This is a genomic window from Xylanimonas sp. McL0601 (assembly GCF_049852175.1).
GTDB lineage: Bacteria > Actinomycetota > Actinomycetes > Actinomycetales > Cellulomonadaceae > Xylanimonas.
The window spans coordinates 1,927,228-1,941,180 of record NZ_CP187527.1; the positions used below are offsets into that span (position 1 = coordinate 1,927,228).

Annotated in this window: 12 protein-coding genes, 6 tRNA genes and 1 pseudogene; 6 read left to right on the forward strand and 13 right to left on the reverse strand. The window is 70.7% G+C overall.

Going from position 1 to position 13,953, the window contains the following annotated elements:
- Positions 1–32: 32 nt before the first annotated feature.
- Positions 33–2,231 carry a glycogen debranching protein GlgX gene (gene glgX, locus ACO4JP_RS08810; RefSeq protein ID WP_425957001.1) on the reverse strand — a complete coding sequence of 733 codons (2,199 nt, stop codon included), beginning with the start codon at positions 2,229–2,231 and terminating at the stop codon, positions 33–35.
- A gap of 117 nt (positions 2,232–2,348) precedes the next feature.
- On the opposite strand from glgX, the gene ACO4JP_RS08815 reads away from it, so the two are divergent.
- On the forward strand, positions 2,349–2,594 hold the full coding sequence (locus ACO4JP_RS08815) for a hypothetical protein (protein ID WP_425957002.1): 246 nt from the start codon (positions 2,349–2,351) through the stop codon (positions 2,592–2,594).
- A gap of 3 nt (positions 2,595–2,597) precedes the next feature.
- On the opposite strand, the gene ACO4JP_RS08820 is transcribed toward ACO4JP_RS08815, so the two are convergent.
- A complete protein-coding gene (locus ACO4JP_RS08820) occupies positions 2,598–2,876 on the reverse strand; it encodes a hypothetical protein (protein WP_425957003.1) in 279 nt (92 codons plus the stop codon).
- 74 nt (positions 2,877–2,950) lie between these two features.
- Positions 2,951–3,277, reverse strand: a complete 327-nt coding sequence (locus tag ACO4JP_RS08825) for a DUF2277 domain-containing protein (protein WP_425957004.1) — start codon at positions 3,275–3,277, stop codon at positions 2,951–2,953.
- Between the two features lie 73 nt (positions 3,278–3,350).
- Here ACO4JP_RS08825 and ACO4JP_RS08830 point away from each other — a divergent pair, with 73 nt between their 5' ends.
- Positions 3,351–3,761, forward strand: a complete 411-nt coding sequence (locus ACO4JP_RS08830; protein ID WP_425957005.1) for a ChaB family protein — start codon at positions 3,351–3,353, stop codon at positions 3,759–3,761.
- Positions 3,762–3,831: 70 nt separating this feature from the next.
- On the opposite strand, the gene ACO4JP_RS08835 is transcribed toward ACO4JP_RS08830, so the two are convergent.
- The 5 genes from ACO4JP_RS08835 to ACO4JP_RS08855 form a co-directional block, all read right to left on the reverse strand.
- Positions 3,832–3,903: transfer RNA gene (locus tag ACO4JP_RS08835), tRNA-Val, on the reverse strand.
- A gap of 47 nt (positions 3,904–3,950) precedes the next feature.
- Positions 3,951–4,023: transfer RNA gene (locus tag ACO4JP_RS08840), tRNA-Gly, on the reverse strand.
- 202 nt (positions 4,024–4,225) lie between these two features.
- Positions 4,226–4,300: transfer RNA gene (locus tag ACO4JP_RS08845), tRNA-Val, on the reverse strand.
- 22 nt (positions 4,301–4,322) lie between these two features.
- Positions 4,323–4,393, reverse strand: a tRNA-Cys gene (locus ACO4JP_RS08850).
- Positions 4,394–4,435: 42 nt separating this feature from the next.
- Positions 4,436–4,508, reverse strand: a tRNA-Gly gene (locus tag ACO4JP_RS08855).
- A 117-nt stretch (positions 4,509–4,625) separates the two neighbouring features.
- Between ACO4JP_RS08855 and ACO4JP_RS08860 the strand changes: the two genes are divergently transcribed.
- From ACO4JP_RS08860 to ACO4JP_RS08875, 4 genes are all read left to right on the forward strand, one after another.
- The gene (locus ACO4JP_RS08860) at positions 4,626–5,786 is read left to right on the forward strand and encodes a chorismate-binding protein (RefSeq protein ID WP_425957006.1); all 1,161 of its coding nucleotides are present in this window, start codon (positions 4,626–4,628) and stop codon (positions 5,784–5,786) included.
- Positions 5,783–6,379 carry a dihydrofolate reductase family protein gene (locus ACO4JP_RS08865; protein ID WP_425957007.1) on the forward strand — a complete coding sequence of 199 codons (597 nt, stop codon included), beginning with the start codon at positions 5,783–5,785 and terminating at the stop codon, positions 6,377–6,379. The genes ACO4JP_RS08860 and ACO4JP_RS08865 overlap by 4 nt, the downstream gene beginning before the upstream one ends.
- 21 nt (positions 6,380–6,400) lie before the next feature.
- Entirely contained in the window at positions 6,401–7,261 is an 861-nt protein-coding gene (locus ACO4JP_RS08870) for an aminotransferase class IV (RefSeq protein WP_425957008.1), read from the forward strand.
- A 100-nt stretch (positions 7,262–7,361) separates the two neighbouring features.
- Positions 7,362–7,433: transfer RNA gene (locus ACO4JP_RS08875), tRNA-Val, on the forward strand.
- A gap of 262 nt (positions 7,434–7,695) precedes the next feature.
- On the opposite strand, the gene ACO4JP_RS08880 is transcribed toward ACO4JP_RS08875, so the two are convergent.
- From ACO4JP_RS08880 to ACO4JP_RS08900, 5 genes and pseudogenes are all read right to left on the reverse strand, one after another.
- Positions 7,696–8,340: a site-specific integrase gene (locus tag ACO4JP_RS08880; protein WP_425957009.1), complete on the reverse strand. Its 645-nt coding sequence runs from the start codon at positions 8,338–8,340 to the stop codon at positions 7,696–7,698.
- A 31-nt stretch (positions 8,341–8,371) separates the two neighbouring features.
- The gene (locus ACO4JP_RS08885; protein WP_425957010.1) at positions 8,372–9,319 is read right to left on the reverse strand and encodes a transposase; all 948 of its coding nucleotides are present in this window, start codon (positions 9,317–9,319) and stop codon (positions 8,372–8,374) included.
- A complete protein-coding gene (locus ACO4JP_RS08890) occupies positions 9,316–9,633 on the reverse strand; it encodes a transposase (RefSeq protein ID WP_425957011.1) in 318 nt (105 codons plus the stop codon). Before ACO4JP_RS08890 ends, ACO4JP_RS08885 begins: the two co-directional genes overlap by 4 nt.
- A gap of 692 nt (positions 9,634–10,325) precedes the next feature.
- Positions 10,326–11,008 (reverse strand): annotated as a pseudogene (locus ACO4JP_RS08895) (transposase); the annotation flags it as partial.
- A gap of 290 nt (positions 11,009–11,298) precedes the next feature.
- Entirely contained in the window at positions 11,299–13,134 is a 1,836-nt protein-coding gene (locus ACO4JP_RS08900) for a family 43 glycosylhydrolase (RefSeq protein WP_425957012.1), read from the reverse strand.
- Positions 13,135–13,953: the final 819 nt, after the last annotated feature.

Sequence of the window (13,953 nt, forward strand, 5' to 3'; positions counted from 1 at the left end):
ACGCGGGCACCAGGCCGCGGCGAGGCCCCGGGCTAGGTCGACACGGCGGCCCCGGTCCGGCCGGTCGCCGTCCGCGCGGGGCGCCGCAGCGACGGGCGTGTGAGCACCACCACGCTGCGGCCGGTCACCGTCAGTGTCGCACCGGCCTGGTGCGTGTCGCCCTCTGCGGTAGAGCTGTCCGTGTCCAGGACGGTGGTCCACCGCTTCGCGTACGCCGCCGGGGGCAGCACGAAGTCGAGGTCCTCCGAGTGGGCGTTGAAGAGCAGCAGGAACGCGTCGTCGACGAGCGTCCCGCCGCGGCGGTCCACCTCGGACATCGCGTCGCCGTTGAGGAACACCATGAGCGAGCGGGCGAAGCCGTTGGCCCAGTCGGTACCGTCCATGCGGGCGCCGGTGAGGTCGAGCCAGTCGATCTCGGGCAGCTCGCCGGACCCGTCCGCCGCGGGGGACTCGGCGCCGAGCTCGGCGCCGGCGAAGAACGCGCGGCGGTGCAGCACCGGGTGGTCGAGGCGCAGTCGCACGAGCCGGCGGGTGAACTCGAGCAGGTCTGCGCCGGCGGGCGACAGGTCCCAGTCCATCCAGGTGGTCTCGTTGTCCTGGGCGTAGCCGTTGTTGTTGCCGCCCTGCGTGCGGCCCAGCTCGTCGCCGTGCGCGAGCATCGGCACGCCCTGGCTCAGCAGCAGCGTTGTCAGGAAGTTGCGCCGCTGCCGCGCGCGCAGCGCGACGACCTCGGGGTCGTCGGTCGGCCCTTCGACGCCGCAGTTCCACGACCGGTTGAAGCTCTCGCCGTCCTTGCCGCCCTCGCCGTTGGCCTCGTTGTGCTTCTCGTTGTAGGACACCAGGTCGTTGAGCGTGAACCCGTCGTGCGCGATGACGAAGTTGATGCTGGCGATCGGCTTGCGGCCCGAGTGCTCGTACAGGTCGCTGGATCCGGTGAGGCGCGAGGCGAACTCCGGCAGGGTCGCAGGCTCGCCGCGCCAGAAGTCACGCACGGTGTCTCGGTAGCGGCCGTTCCACTCGGTCCAGAGCGGCGGGAACCCGCCCACCTGGTAGCCGCCGTCGCCCAGGTCCCACGGCTCGGCGATCAGCTTGACCTGGGAGATCACCGGGTCCTGGTGGACGATGTCAAAGAAGGCGCTCAGCCTGTCGACCTCGTGGAACTGGCGGGCGAGGGTGGCTGCGAGGTCGAACCGGAACCCGTCCACGTGCATCTCTTCGACCCAGTACCGCAGCGAGTCCATGATGAGCTGCAGCACGGCGGGGGAGCGCATGAGCAGCGAGTTCCCGGTGCCGGTGGTGTCGAAGTAGTGCGCGGCGTCGTCGTCGACCAGCCGGTAGTAGGCGGCGTTGTCGATGCCCTTGAAGCTGAGCGTCGGCCCGAGCTGGTTGCCCTCGGCGGTGTGGTTGTAGACGACGTCGAGGATCACCTCCATGCCCGCCTGGTGCAGCGCCTTGACCATCGCCTTGAACTCGAGCACCTGCTGGCCGCGCTTGCCGTAGGCGGCGTACGCGTTGTGCGGCGCGAAGAACCCGATGGTGTTGTAGCCCCAGTAGTTGGCCAGACCCTTGGCCTGCAGCGTCGCGTCCTGCACGAACTGGTGCACCGGCATGAGCTCGACGGCGGTGACGCCCAGGCGCTTGAGATGGTCGGTCACCGCGGGATGCGCCATGCCGGCGTAGCTGCCGCGCAGCTCGTCGGGCACGTCCGGGTGGCGCATCGTCATGCCCTTGACGTGCGCCTCGTAGAGCACGGTGTCGTGGTAGTCGATCTGCGGCGGCCGGTCGTGCCCCCAGTCGAAGTACGGGCTCACGACGACGGACGTGAGCGTGTGCGGCGCCGAGTCCGTGCCGAACGGGGCCTTGCCGCTCACGGCGGCGGCGGCGTCGTTGAACTTGTAGGAGAACAGCGCCTGGTCGCCGTCGATCTGCCCGTCGATCGCCTTGGCGTACGGGTCGAGCAGCAGCTTGGTGGGGTCGCACCGGTGGCCCGACGCCGGGTCCCACGGACCGTGCACCCGGTAGCCGTAACGGGTGCCGGGGCCGACGCCGGGCAGGAACACGTGGAACACGTGCGCGTCGACCTCGTGCAGGTCGACGCGCTGCTCGGTGCCGTCGTCCGCGAGGAGGCACAGCTGGACGCGCTCGGCGACGGAGGAGAAGAGCGCGAAGTTCGTGCCGGTGCCGTCGAACGTCGCGCCCAGCGGGTAGGGGCGTCCGGGCCAGGTCTGCATGCCATCGATCCAAACAGACCGCGCAAGCCGCGGCACGGTAGCCGCGCGGCGGGGCGCGGCGCGGCGTCCGTGCGGGGCACGCGACGACGACCCTCTTCTTGGACCACAATGGGCGGTATGAGCACCCAGCCTCAGTCCGGCACCGTGGACGACGAGACCCAGCGGCGCGCCCGTCGCCGCCTGGAGGAGTCCATCGCCTCCTCTGGCCGCATCGCACTGCGCCAGCCCGATCGCGAGCCCGACGCCGACCCGCGCTCCGGCGGGGACGCGAGCAAGGCCCCGACGTCGTTGTCCGCCGTGGAGCTGCACCCGATCGAGGGCGACTCGAGCGGGCACTCGTGGGACGACCCGGAGGAGCTCTGAGCGCTACCGCGGGCGGCGGTCCGCCGCGACGGGGATGAGGCGCGGCATCCCAGCGGGTGCGACCTCGCTCACGGCGAGGTAGCGGGCCTCGGCGCGGTGCAGGCGGATGTGCTCGTCGAGCGACCACTCGGGACCGTTCGTGAGCACCATGCCGCACGAGCAGTCGATCTCGACACCGCCGTCGGGGCGCCGGCGCAGGTCGCCCACGGTCACATGGGAGGCCCGGGCCGCGGCCTTGGCCCGGTGCATGCTCGCGGAGACTGCCGGCTCGTGAGGATCCACGGTCGGAGAGCCTAACGGCCGCTGGCTGCTGCGCGTGCCGGGACGGCGGCGTGACCGCTCACGTTCGCTCGCGGTCAGTGGGTGTGCGCGATGCCGAGCTCGTGCATCCGCTCGTGCTCCTCGCGCTCGCGCAGCCGGGCGGCGATGCGCGCCTGGACCTCCTCGCGGCGCAGCGGTGGCAGATTCTTGGGCGGCACCTTGCGCTCGGGCAGCTCGGCGAGAAGTGCGTCGACGATGGCGGCGATCTGCTCGGTGGCCCGTTCGCACGGCTCGCGCGCGGCGGCGGCGGCGCTGGTCTGCACCCCGGTCACCTTGCGCACGAACTGCTCCGCCGCGGCTCGGATCTCCTCGTCGCTCGCCGGCGGCTGCAGGCCTCGCAGGGTCGTGATGTTGCGGCACATGGCTCCGACGCTACGCGCTGCGAGCTGGCTGGGGCAGCGCGACGGTGGAATTGCGAGAGGAAGGGAGTTGACGATGCCCAAGACGACGAGGAGCGGCGAGCCGCGCCAGAGCGAGCTACCGGACACCCTGAAGCGGTCGGACAAGAAGGCGCAGCGCACCTTTGCCGAGGCGCACGACTCCGCGATGGACCAGTACCACGACGAGGAGCGCGCCCACAAGGTGGCATGGGCGGCGGTGAAGCAAACCCACGAGAAGGTCGGCGACCGGTGGCAGCCGAAGGGTCGCTCCGGCCCCTCGGACAAGCAGACCGCCGGTGGCCGGCGCACGACCGCCGGGGGAGTGGACGCCAACGCGAGCAAGGAGCACCTGTACAAGGTGGCGAAGAAGCTCGACGTGCACGGGCGGTCGACGATGACCAAGGCCGAGCTGGTCGACGCGATCGGCAAGGCGAACGACAAGGCGTCGCGTCGGGCGCGCGGGTGAGCTGCGCCAGGCGAGCCGACAGATGTGAGAGGCCCCGGACCGCATGGTCCGGGGCCTCTCGTCACGCTCGTGGGCGATACTGGGATCGAACCAGTGACCTCTTCCGTGTCAGGGAAGCGCGCTACCGCTGCGCCAATCGCCCGAAGGCCTGCCCTGAAGGTCCGTGGACTGATTCGAAGGCGAACCGAGAGCGGATGACGGGATTCGAACCCGCGACCCTCACCTTGGCAAGGTGATGCTCTACCAACTGAGCCACATCCGCAGAGCCGATGTCTCGGGGATCGCTCCCCGGCTTTCGGCGCCTGTGGAACATTAGTTCACGAGTGGCCCCGCGGTCCAATCACACTGGTGTGACCTGCGCCGGGCGCCAGGGCGAGCAAACCTCGTGCGCCAGCGTCGGGCGGCGGACGGACGGCTGAGCGGGCAACAGAAAGCCCCGGTTCGAGGAACCGGGGCTTCATGTGTGGTGGGCGATACTGGGATCGAACCAGTGACCTCTTCCGTGTCAGGGAAGCGCGCTACCGCTGCGCCAATCGCCCGTACCTGATCGCTCAGGACGCGAGGTGGGTACGGGATTCGAACCCGTGTGTACGGCTTTGCAGGCCGCTGCCTCGCCTCTCGGCCAACCCACCTTGAGACGTGCTCTCCCTGAAGGTGCAGAGAGTGGGCCTCCGAGCGGATGACGGGATTCGAACCCGCGACCCTCACCTTGGCAAGGTGATGCTCTACCAACTGAGCCACATCCGCGCGGCCGGTGCGTTCGGGGTGAACCCCCGGGCGTCCGGCGCGTACCGAACACTAGTTGACTTCCGCCGAGGTCGTCCAATCGCCGGTGAACGTCAGGTGATCAGTAGCGTTCGTGTCGTGCCAGCCACGCCGTCCTGGGCCCGATTCGCCGGCCGCGTCGCCACCGACGCCCTGGAGTGCGTCGACGTCGCCCGCGAGCCCGAGCGGCTGCGGTCCGGGCTGTGGTTCGTCGTCGCGGACTTCGAGGCCGACCTCGGCGGCGGGTCCACCGGCAGGCCCGGGCGGGCGCGCGCATGGCGGTTCGCCCACGTCTCGGACGACGACGCCGCTCCGGACCGCCGTGCGCACCGACGGCGGTGGGCAGGACCGCCGTCGGACGCCTGGCGCACCTCGCTCGACCAGGCCGGCTACGAGGCCGCGGTGGCACGCGTGCGCGAGCACGTGCTGGAGGGCGACGTCTACCAGGCCAACGTCTGCCGCGTGCTCGCCGCGCCGCTGCCCGTGGCCGACGACGGTGCCGAGCCCGACGCCGAGGCGCTCGCGGTGATCCTGGGCGCGGGCAATCCCGCGCCCCACGCCGCGGCGATCCACGTGCCGGCGGGCGGCGACGTCGAGCCGGTGTGGGTGGTGTCGGCGTCGCCGGAGCTGTACCTGTCGCTCGACGGCGGCGTGCTGACCTCCGGGCCCATCAAGGGGACCGCGCGCACACCGGGCGGCCTCACCGCCAAGGACCGCGCCGAGAACGTCATGATCACCGACCTGGTGCGCAACGACCTGCAGCGCGTGTGCCGGGCGGGGACCGTCGACGTGATCGACCTGCTCGCCGTCGAGCAGCACCCCGGCCTGGTGCACCTGGTCTCGCGCGTGCGCGGCGTGCTGACCGACGACGTCGCCGTCGCGCCCGACCTCTGGGGGCAGGTGCTGGGCGCGACGTTCCCGCCCGGGTCGGTGTCGGGGGCGCCCAAGTCGTCGGCGCTCCGCATCATCGCAGCGCTCGAGCCCGCGGCGCGCGGGCCGTACTGCGGGGCGGTCGGGTGGGTGGACGGCGACGCCGGGCGGGCCGAGCTCGCCGTCGGGATCCGCACGTTCTGGTGGGAGCGCGGCGACGGCTCCGGGGACGGGACGCTGCGCTTCGGCACGGGCGCGGGCATCACCTGGGGGAGCGACCCCGAGGCGGAGTGGCACGAGACGGAGCTCAAGGCCGAGCGGCTGATCGGGCTCGCGAGCGGGCCGCCCGCCGATGAGTCGGGGCGGGCGGCGTCGTCGGACCGGGCATGAGCATCGTCACGTGCGACATCGCCATCAGCGTCGACGGCTACTCCGCCGGGCCCTTGCAGACGCTCGAGCGGCCCTTCGGGGAGATCGACACCATGACCCTGCACGCGTGGCACCTCGAGAACGTCGCGAACCACCAGGCGGAGCACGACGCGATCGTCGGAGCGGACGCCTACGTCATGGGCCGCAACATGTTCTCGCCTAAGGCCGCCGGCCCCTGGCCGGACGACTGGATCGGCTGGTGGGGGACCGAGCCGCCGTACCGCGCGCCGGTGTTCGTGCTCACGCATCACCCCCACGAGCCGATCGAGCTGACCGGGACCACGTTCCACTTCGTCACGGAGGGCCCGGCCCAGGCGCTGTCGCGGGCGCGGGAGGTGGCCGGCGACGGGCGCGTGTCGATCGCCGGCGGCGCCTTCACCGTCAACGAGTACCTGACCCTCGGCGAGATCGACGAGCTGCGCCTGCACGTCGTGCCCTACGTCGCCGGTCTCAGCAACGGCGTGCGGCTGTTCGACGGCGTCGGGCCGATCGCCTTGAGAGCCGTGAGCGGGCGCTGGACCCCCGACGTCACGCACCTGGTGTACCGGCGCTGAGGCGTCCGGCAGACTGGCTGGATGGACACGGTCGTCTGGGTCGACGGGAAGCTGGTCGGGGAGTCGGAGCGCGCGCTGAGTGCGGTCGACCACGGAGTCACCGTGGGGGACGGCGCGTTCGAGACGTGCACGCTGGTGGGAGGGCAGGTGTTCGCGCTCACGCGGCACCTGAGGCGGCTCGACCGCTCGTTGCGGGGACTGGGGCTCGTGCCCGGGCCCGACGTCGAGGCGCGAACCCTCGAGGGGATCTCCGCCGTGCTCGGGGAGACCGGCGCCATCGAGGGGCGGCTGCGCATCACCGTGACGTCCGGCGTCGGGCCCCTCGGGAGCGGGCGCGGGGACGCACCCGAGACCGTGATCGTCGCCGCCGTCGCCTCGGCCATGCGGCCCGAGTCGCGGTCCGTGCGCTCGCCCTGGGTGCGCAACGAGCGGTCCGCCGTGGCGGGGCTCAAGACGACGTCGTACGCCGAGAACGTGGTGGCGCTCGCGGACGCCGTGGCTAAGGGCGGCGACGAGGCGCTGCTCGCCAACACGGTGGGGGAGCTGTGCGAGGGGACCGGCTCGAACGTCGTCGTCGAGCTCGGGGGCGAGCTGCTGACGCCGTCGCTGGCGACGGGGTGCCTGGCCGGCATCACGCGTGAGCTGCTGTTGGAGTGGGGGGCTGAGGAGGGGTTGCCCGTGCGCGAGGCGCTGCCCGGCGAGCTTCCCTTCGCGGTGCTCGACGACGTCGCGGCGGGGCGCGCGCACCTTGCGGTGACTTCTTCCGGGCGCAACGTGCAGCCGGTGACGTGGCTGGACGGGGTTGCGGTGACGGCTGGGCCACTGACCATGGCCGCCCGGGAGGTGTTCGAGCGGCGGATGCGGGAGCGGATCGACCCCTGACCTGCGGGGCTTTGCGCGGGGCTGGGTGTCGTGCGGTGGCGCATCGCGGGATCGGGTTTGGAGGCTCGGCGGGATCCTTGCTACTGTCAGGCACGCACTCGGGCGATTGGCGCAGTGGTAGCGCGCTTCGTTCACACCGAAGAGGTCACTGGTTCGAACCCAGTATCGCCCACCCGAGAAAAGGCCCTCTGGCCAGCGGAAACGCTTGGACCAGGGGGCCTTTTGCTTTGCCTCGGGAGGCCCAAGATGCCTCTGCTGGCGCTACTGCTGGCTTACCGATGCGACCGTGCGCGGCCCTAGACGCACGGCGGCGGACTTGCTGGCGCGGTCCGCGGTGTTGCTGGCGCTGCTTCTGGTTCCGTGTGCGGCGGCCGGGCACGACATCGCCCAGCCATCCTTGTGTGGGACGACCGGGCGGTCGGGGAAGCCGCTGATCAGTTGTGTTCCGGCGGAGGCGGATCTCCTGAGCGGTTCCCGTCACCCGGGAGGTTGAAGAGTGGGTCCATGTGCCAGTCGGGGCCGATCTCCTCGACGCTGGCGAACTGGTTCATGAACGTCGCTCCTTCACGGATGAGGGGCCGCAGCTCGTGGCGGTAGATGCGCTCTGTCGTCGAGGTGTCGGAGTGCCCGACGACGTGGGCGATGTGCTCGACCGCGGCGCCCCCGGCGGACATGAGCGACACGAACGAGTGCCGCAGCTCGCGCGGAGTCCAGTCCTTCGGGTCGACCGAGGGGACCAGCTTGAGCGCCGATCGGAACGCACGTCGAACGTTCGCGGCGTCGAGTGGGGTCCCGACGGACGTCGTGAAGACGTACCCGGTCTGCTTCCACTCGCTGCCGGCCGCGATCCGGTCGGCTTCCTGCTCGCGGAGCCGACGACGCAGCGCCTGTGCCGCGAGGTCGGGGATGGCCAAGGTGCGCCGTGACTTCTTGGTCTTCGTGTCCCCGGACTTGCGCACCGATCGCCAGACGTTGATGGCGGGCGGCGTCGCGTCGAGGCTGACGTGATCCCACCTCAGGGCGCGCATCTCCTCGGTGCGGACTCCGACGAGCATCGACACCGTGATGTACGGGTACATCCGGTGGCCCTTTGGTCAGGTTTGTCTCGCGTCAAGCAGCTGGCAGAACTTGCGTGTTCTCAAAGTTGGGGGTGGTGGGGTCGGCCAGGCCCAGGTGCACCTCCAGGGGTCGGTTCCAGGCGATCGCCTCGTGCGGGCGGACCGTGTTGTACTCGGCGCGGTTGTCGTCGGCGTGGGCGACCAGCCGCAGGACGTCGTCGATCTCTTCGAGGTAGAGCCGTTCGTACTTCAGCGAGCCGAACCCGCGTTCGCGTGACCCGTTCTGCCCGGGCGTGCGCACCCGGGTGCGCACGTGCCGCAGCTCGGGGTGGGAGGTAATGAACGCCTCGAACCGGAACGAGCGGAACGGCCCGCCGTTGTCCGTCACGACGGTCACTGCCGGGATCACGTTCCCGGCCTCGTCACGGGCGCAGGCCTCGATCAGCGGGCGGCCGAACATCTGCTCGTGGTCGGCCAGCGCGAGCTCGATCGCGGCGATCGCGTCGTGCTGGTTCGCGGTCGGCGACGTGTGCCACGGGTGCTCGTACTTCGACCAGTAGTCACGACACCCGGCCAGCCGCCACGTGCCGCCCGTCGTCGTCTCGAACTCACTGAAGTCGAGCTGCCAGACCTGGTTCGGGCCGGTCGGCGTGACCGCGAACGCGGCCTTGCGCGCCGCGGCGAGCTGGCGGCGTTCGCGCTGGTAGGCGGCGGGCAGGATCAGACCCTCGTCGCGCAGCAGCCGTAGCACAGACGCCTGCGACGCGGTGTGACCCTCGTAGCGGCACAGGGCCCACACCTTGCGGTGCCCCCACGCCGGATGCGCCAACGCGTGCCGCCGGGCGGCCTCACGCACGTGCTGCCGGGCCGGGCGCGGCCACGGCCCCTTCGTCGGTGCTCCGGTGCGGGCGCGGGCCTGCCAGCGCCGCCACGACCGTTCGGGCATGCCGATCACGGAGCAGAACCTCGTGGTCGGCATGCCCGCCTCCAGACGGATCACCTCGAGGTCCTCGAAGGGCCCAGGCGGCCCTCCGCCGACTTCTTCCACACCCGGACCTCCAGGTGCGCCTCGCCGAGGGCCGCGGTCAGCTCGGCGACCTCGGCCTCCAGCTGCTGCTCACGCGTCGAGGGGCCGGACTTGCCCGCGGCGAGGCCCGTCTTGCCGGCCTCCAGGAACTGGCGCTTCCAGTTCCCCACGGACTGCTCGGACACCTTCGCCCGCCGGGCCGCCTCGGCGACGGTGACCTCGCCGGCCAGGACCGATAACACGATCCTCGTCTTCTCCTCAGCCGGAACGGCTGGTGGTCTTGCCATGAACGATCAGACTCCTCACAGGTCAGGCCCGCAAGCAACGGGCCCTGCCACATAGTCTGACGCGAGACATCGGTATTCACCGGCGCGTCTCCCTTCGTGCTCGTACCGCTGCTGATCACGCTGGACCCCTTCGCCATGCGGGCGGCTCTCCCGCCCTCGGACTACTACGGGTCCTCCGCCCCGCCCCGGCCCGTTCGGCAGGCCATGCGCCCAGCCGGTCCGTCCGCCGCTGGCTGCGGCGCACGCCCGGCGGGACCGGGACGGTTCCCACGTTCACCTTCGAACCCCTCGACGGGATCGGCACCCAGTTATGCCCCTGCACCATCGCCACGGCTACGCCGCAGACCTTCACCGTGGCCTCCCCGCCGGCGACATCACCCAGCAAGAGAGTTCCCCGACCAGGGCCACGAGGCCCCGGGCGGGTGCGCGATGCGACCCGACCCACATCCGCCAGGTTGGAGTCGGTGGTCTGGATTGAGGGGCTTTCAGCCACTGGTTCCTGTTCGTATGCCTGTCCGTCTCGCTAGCCGGGCACGCACCATCTGGCAGTGCTGGCACGCCCCGTCGTTGTCGAGGACTGCTCCAGCACCGCGGCCCATGCCGACCGCGACGATCGTCCTCCAGCTACCTCAGCCCGCTGCGACGGACCGAGAGCGGTGCCCTTCCATCACCGCAAGGTTCCAAGGCGCCTCGTGGCGCTCGATGTCCGTGAGCCACAACCTGTTCGGGCCGGGCGCGGTGAAGTCGCGTTGGACGCGGTCGTCGTGCACGGGCGGGCCCGGCTTCTTGCCCGTGCCGCGGCGCGTGTGGAACGACGCGACCAGGCCCGCCTCACGGCACAGAGACCAGACCGTGTTCGGTGACACGCTCAGGCCGGAATCGACGAGCTCGTCGGCGATGAACCGGTACCCGAACTCGGGGTCGTCGGCGTGGACGTCGATCGCGGCGTTGATCAGATAGGCGCGGTCGAGGTCCGCGGGCGTGACCGGGCGGGCTTTCCACTTGTAGTAGGCCTGCTTGGAGAACCCGAGCACCCGGCAGGTCACCGCGACGGGGATCCCGTCCGCGGCCAGGTCACCGACCAGCGGGTACGTCATTTTGGGGAGATCTCCTTGGCGAAGTACGACGCCGCCCGGCGCAGGATTTCGTTCTCCTGCTCGAGCTGACGGTTCCTTCGCTTGAGCTCCCGCAGCTCGGCAGACTCCGCCTTCGTGACACCGGGCTTGGTGCCGTTCTCGACATCGTCCGCGGCGAGCCAGCGGCGCAGGCTCGACTCGGTGATACCGAAGTCCTTCGCGATCTGAGCGATCGAGCCACCCTGGCGGGCGACCGCGATCACGTCGTTGCGGAACTCGGCGGGATAGGGCTTGGGCACAGCAGCATCCTTCAAGCGGGCACCTCACGGCACCGCGGGTAAGGAGTCAACTGATCGTGGGGCAGTCCCTTGCCGCACCGCTCGCCCTGCCCGAGTCCCGCTCGGCCGGCGAAGGGCTCACCGGGCGGCGGCTGGCTCTGCTCCTGCGCGACTACGGCGTGCATGTAGGGCGCAACCCCTCGACCACCAAGCGCGAACGTTGCTACCGAAACGAATGCTCCCGCAGGTCAGGGGAGTCGCCCGACACTTCGGACGGGACAGGAGGCTTCGGGGCTTCGGGCTTGCAGGTGTCAGGCTCGGACGACGACGTCGACCTGCACGTCCGCCAGGTCGGCCCGGAGGTCACGCCCGGCGTCCAGGTCGAGGACGGGGGCGCCGTCAGCGCCGAGGTGCACGCGGTGCATCGCGCAGGAGACGACGTCGTGCTCGACGGGCGTGGCTACGGCGTGGTAGCAGATCCAGGTGCTGCCGTCGACGTCGGTGAAGAACGAGTTATGCCCGGCTCCGTAGAGCCCCTCGATCGACATGTAGCTGACGGCCGGCGTGGTCGCCTTGGCCCACGCCGACGCGTCGAGGTAGTCGCTGCCCCGGGGGATGCTCAGCATGCCGATCGAGTAGGTGTAGCCGCGCGCCGCGCCGGCGGAGTACGCGATGTAGACGGTGTCGTCGGTCAGGAGCGGGTACGGGCCCTCGTTGTTGATCGTCCCGTGCAGGTTCTCCCAGCCGAAGAGTGGCCGGGTCAGGAGCACGGGCTCGCTGACGAGGCGGGTGGGGTCGTCCCCCGCGGTCTCGGCGATGTGGATCATCGAACCCGTGTCCGTCTCCGAGTTGATCCCGCTGCGGCTCGACCAGAGCAGGAAGCAGCGGCCGTCGGCCGTGAACCAGGTCATGTCCAGCGTGATGGCGGCGCGGTCGGCGTCGCCGAGGAACGACCCGTCCGCGCGCCGGACGCGGACGGGGGCCTCCCAGCTCTCGGCCCGCATGAGGTCGTGGCCCTGCTTGAGGCGCATCATGTGGCACTGCGGCCCCCAGGCGGTGCCGCTGACGGCGAACAGGATGTAGAGGTCGTCGCCGATCAGGTGGAGCTCGGGCGCCCAGAACGTCTGGACGAGGCCCCTTTCCCCGTCCCGGTCGAGGATGACCGACTCGCGGTACCCCTCGGCGAACAGACCCTTGATGGTGTCGGACTGCCTGAGGTAGAGCCCGATGTCATCGACGTTGTCATTCGTGGCGATGAAGTAGTAGCGGCCCTCCCATCGCAGGATCACCGGGTCGGCGAAGCCACGGGCCAGCGGGAACGGGTACGTCGGAGTCTGGACCTTGCCCGGCACCCGGTAGGTCCCCGGCGCCGACCAGTCGACCGCCGCCGCGTCCCAGACGACCTGCTTCTCGTGCGTCGACCCGTCCGAGTAGACGGCCGTCGCCAGCACCTGCTCCAGGTCCTCGGGGGACGAGGCGACGACGGACTGCGGCACCGTAGTCGCGGTGTGCGTCAGCGGCGTCCAGCGGGCACGGAGAGCCTGCGCCACCGAAGGCTCGACGGCGAGCACGTTCCCCGCCCGCACGCCCTCCAGCCCGTGGTCCACGGTGACGTCCCGGAGCTCCGGCGCTGGCCGGGGCGCGGTGGTCTCGCCGGCGGCGAGGTCGACGACGTCGTTCGCGTAGGTGTTCCCGTCGGCGCCACGCCAGTGGAATGCGTAGGAACCCGAGGCGTCGTCGTAGCGGCACGTCGCCTCGAGGACGTGCACGGAGTCGTGCAGCCGCAGCAGCCCGTGCGACGTGAACGTCGTCAGGTCGGGGGAGGTCCACAGCAGGACGCAGCCGCGGCACTCCTCGTCGTCGGCGCCGAGCGGCGTCGTGCGCACGGCGAGCAGCCCGAAGCCGCCGTCCGCGGTCCGGAACAGGGAGGGGTTCTTGAGGCCCTTGTCCTGGATGGTGTCGCGTGGGCTCAGCGTGGCCTCGGCGAACAGGATCCCGTAGTTCCGGTTGAGGGGCTCGAAAGGGCCGCCGCCCTCGCTCAGCGCGAGGTGGATGCTGTTGCTCAGCGCGTCCGTGTAGGGGCCCTGCGGTTCGCGGGTGTACACGAGAACCCGGTCGCCTACCGGGCGCAGTCCGTTCTGCGTCACGCGTCAGACACTAGGGCAACGCGGCGGTCGTCTACGACGTCCATCCCGCGCGCGTGGTGGGCCGTCAGGGCACAAGTCGGTGATGACGACCGGCAGCCCGAACAGCTGACGTCGACAGTCTCCTCGGGGGGTCGTGGTCGTCGTCGTGGCGCCAGGGAGCCGGCGAGGTCGGGGAGGGTGGTGCGGGTGCGCTCGTCGTCGCGGTGCCGCAGCCAGGCGCGGGCTACGCCGTCGGGCGTCGAGGTGACGACCTCGGCCACGGCCCGCGGGTCGCGCCGAAGGATGAAGCCGCTCTCGGCGTCTTCCGGGTGGCACGAGCACGACTCGCTCGAGAGTGCTCGCTTCGGCCGACGCCGCTAACCCATCGTTGACATCCCGGACATCCTGCGCGTAGATGATCGCCCTGAGCAACCACGACGGTCACCCGGTCCGTGCAGATGCGTGCCGAGGTCTTGGAGCGGGACTCATGACCGAGCACCGTCGGAGACTTGACCGCCGGCCAGTACGACGCCGCCGGAAGCGGCTGCGGCAGCACCGACTCTTTACGCCGCGAGGCACTGGCGGACAGGACGCGCAGGGAGGGGCCGAGCCATAGGCTCAGCGCACCATGGAAGGAACCCGGTGCTTCCACGAAGACCCGCCGCCACGCGCGGCGACGCTTACAGAAGGTCTGACCGCGACAGGCGTCGTCGTGTGCACACATCCGTTCGGGGTGGGTGTGGCCTGCTCACGCAACTCGTCGCTGTACATCTTCGGTGCAGCCATGACTCTCATCCGTTCTGGCTTGAGAGCCTCCACCGAACCCGGGGCGATTCAGGT